This is a genomic window from Enterococcus gallinarum NBRC 100675, assembly GCF_001544275.1.
Lineage (GTDB): Bacteria > Bacillota > Bacilli > Lactobacillales > Enterococcaceae > Enterococcus_D > Enterococcus_D gallinarum.
In genome coordinates this window covers 1-3277 of record NZ_BCQE01000064.1, presented here as the reverse complement: position 1 = coordinate 3277, position 3277 = coordinate 1, and the positions used below count along the sequence as shown (strand labels likewise).

3 protein-coding genes and 1 pseudogene are annotated in these 3277 nt (G+C 36.6%); all 4 read left to right on the top strand.

All coding sequences use genetic code 11. The features are described from left to right. Window positions 1-1440, top strand: a 1440-nt coding sequence (locus EG2_RS17990; protein ID WP_169793145.1) for a VaFE repeat-containing surface-anchored protein, incomplete at its 5' end; no start/stop codon positions are given. A 98-nt stretch (window positions 1441-1538) separates the two neighbouring features. Further along, a complete protein-coding gene (locus EG2_RS17985) occupies window positions 1539-1904 on the top strand; it encodes a hypothetical protein (protein ID WP_010729315.1) in 366 nt (121 codons plus the stop codon). Window position 1905: 1 nt separating this feature from the next. Then, entirely contained in the window at window positions 1906-2358 is a 453-nt protein-coding gene (locus EG2_RS17980; protein WP_010729316.1) for a hypothetical protein, read from the top strand. Between the two features lie 449 nt (window positions 2359-2807). Beyond that, window positions 2808-3277, top strand: a pseudogene (locus EG2_RS19875) (cell division protein FtsK); the annotation flags it as partial.

Sequence of the window (3277 nt, the reverse complement as noted above, 5' to 3'; positions counted from 1 at the left end):
ACTGGCACAAAAGATCTTGAATTTGTGGTTAATGCTAGTGTTTTGAAAGGTCAAACAATCGTTGTCTTTGAAAAACTTTTCCGTGATGGCATTGAAGTTGCGGCACATGCGGATATCAATGATGACAATCAAAGTGTTCGAGTAAACAATCCAGATGTTCATACGACCGCTGTATTTGAAGATGGATTGACAGTCGCAGATTCAACGGGGCTGTTTACCTTAAATGATACGGTTAAGATCAAAGAAATTCTTCCAGGAAAAGCTTACTTGGTCAAAGGAATCTTAATGGATAAAGCAACCGGTGAAGCCTTACTTGTTCATGGTCAACCGGTAGAAAGTGCTGTTGGCTTTATTGCCAAAGCAGAAAATGAAACAGTGATCGTACCCTTTACCTTTGATTTGACAGGTTTAAATGGTCGTGAAATTGTCGTGTTTGAAAGTCTTTTTAGAAATGACGAGGAACTGGCAAATCACAAAGACATCAACGACAAAGGGCAAACGGTACGAGTAACGAACCCAAATGTACGTACAACGGCTACGCATAAACCAACTGGCTTAAAAGTGGTTAATCCATTAACGAAAGTCACCATTACAGACGCTGTGAAATACCACGATTTGATCGTTGGAAAAACATATACAGTCAACGGTGTTCTAATGGATAAAGCAACGGAAAAACCAGTGCTGGTAGATGGAAAAGAAGTCACAAGTACCTTAACGTTTGTGGCAGAAACAACGGATGCTACAGTCAATCTAGACTTTATCCTAGACACACGTACATTACGGGGCAAAGAAGTCGTGGTCTTTGAAGATCTGTTTAGAGAAGGCGTATTATTGTCTTCTCACGCAGACATTACCGACAATGACCAAACCATCAAAATCAGTAATCCAACCATTACGACGAAAGCGACGAATAAAAATGGCGGAAAAGAGATCTTGGCCTTGCCAAATCAAACTGTGCTTGAATGGGTCAAAGTAGACGGTCTTGCGATTGGTCAAATCTATCGCTTAATTGTTCAAGGATACTTAACACCAGACGGCACACCATTTGAAGGCACTCATGCGGAAAAAGTCTTTACGGCCGATAAAGAAATGATGGAATTCTTATTTGAATTCTTAGTGGACGGTCGCAATCTTGCAGGAAAAGGCTTGAGTTTTGCGGAATGGCTCCAAGCCAAAACAGAAGATGACAAAGAAACGTTTGAGGAAGTCGCAAAACATAACGTGGATTTAACAAACAAAGATCAAACGGTTCAATTTGTGGAGGCACCAAAACCACCGCAACCAGTGAAACCAGAACAACCGGTTAAAGCAGCTACTGTTGTACCAATGTTGCCAAAAACAGGCGAACAAACAAGTAGTATACTTATAGTTCTTGGATTAGTAGTATTAGTCATTGTTTTAGGTATAACACTTTATAAAGTACGTAAAGCCAAAGATTAGGCATGAGGAACAAGTGGTTAGGATTTTTAACCGCTTGTTTGATTGTAATGTAGAAATATTTAGAATTTATTTTGGTTTTTAAGAGGAGGAAAAACTTTATGGCAGAAAAAGCATTGCGTATGAAGAAAGAGTTTTTAGGTCAAGTATTTTTATTGGGTTCACGGGAACCTAATCCACCAAAGGAAATTAATGGTGTGTCTGGGCGATATGTTCAATTACAAGCAGAATGTTCGCGAGAAGAACAGCCTGCTTTTTTTGTTTATCTCACAGCTGAAGAGGATAAAAGATTACGATTACCAGAAAAAGAGGTGCGTATTTCATTTGAAGAAGCTTATTTTGTTTTTCGTAAAGAACGAGTGAATAGTCGTGAAACAAATGATATGGGACAAACAGAGCGTCGAACAACTGGCTATCAAGATGTTGGTGTCTTTTTAACTGGTGTAAAAATTGGGGAGGTTTTGTAAGATGGGATTAAAATTTCCAAATAATTATGATATTACAGAAGCATTAGATGAAACTTGTTTAGGAGCCGTACGCTTTGGCGCATTAGAAGAGTCTGATCGTGTATTTGATAATGAAACAGGCGATTATACGGGAGAAATTCGATCACAGCGAGCACAATTAGTTTTTGGAAATCCAGATGAACCAAAGATTGCACGACGAGTTAAATTTCCAGCAGATGTAGATTTGACTGGTTTTAAACGACGTGATCCTGTGAAATTAATTGATCCAGAATATCATGTGGTATATATTCCAGCACAAGATGGCAATCGTGAATATTCAGATTTAGTGATTTATGCGAAAGGATTAGAGAAAGTAGAAGCTCCAACAAATAATCCTAATATGAAACAATCACAAGAAAAAGGTTTAGATCAAAAACAACCAAGTGTTGATTCTAAGGAAAAAGAGAAAAAATAAGGGTTTTTTGAAAGAATAGGAAGGAGTCTTCCTATTCTTTTTATCTAAGAATAGAAGGAAGGGGAGATTTTGAATTCAGATAAAACCAATCAAATACTTTGAGAGATTGTGCTTGTTATCAAAATATCCAACAATTGATTGAGTATTTTGGAGACAATCCAACGATTTTTGTACAAACAAATGCATATATTTGTGCGGTTATTGGGCAGTGTATGTTTTTACGTGATCTTGTTCGTTTTTCATTACCGTACCAGTGGAAACAAGATCATCAGGAAGTGATTTGGATTCGTATAGTACGAATATGTAATATGTGTGCACACCCTTATAAAAATCGATTAAATCTTTTTCGATTATGTTTTTTTACTAAATGTGATATTCCTGTATTAGTTGCTTTTTGTCAAAAGTTTTTAGCACAGGAAAAGTAAAAACAGAAAGGAGGAATGTGACAATTGAAAGCTCATTTTTTCAAGTATCGTGGTCGGCGAATTCGCTATTTCAATCGTTATTTATGGTTTTGCTATTATGGTTTCTTTTTGTTTCCATTTTTGATTCTGTTAGGTTGGTTTAGTTGGAAAGTATTTTATCCACGTTTAAGTACGTTTTCGAATTGGCAAATGTATCTTATTCCTGGAATAAGTATTGTGTTGTATTTGTTGCTGGTTAGTGGGTTAATTTTAGGGTTGATGCATTGGTCGCGACTAAAAGAAGGATATTTTGCCTCTGTTTATTGGCGTCAGTTACTTGTTCGAATGTTAATTGACAATCGGTTTGTTTATACAAAGAAACAAGTTAGTGAGAAACAAACAAGGGAAAAAATGAGATTACCAAAAGTTTATTTTTATCAAAAGAAACAAGAATTAGTGGTTTCTTTTCCTTTAGATGGTGGGCGTTTTCACGAACGATTTTTAAAAATGGGTCA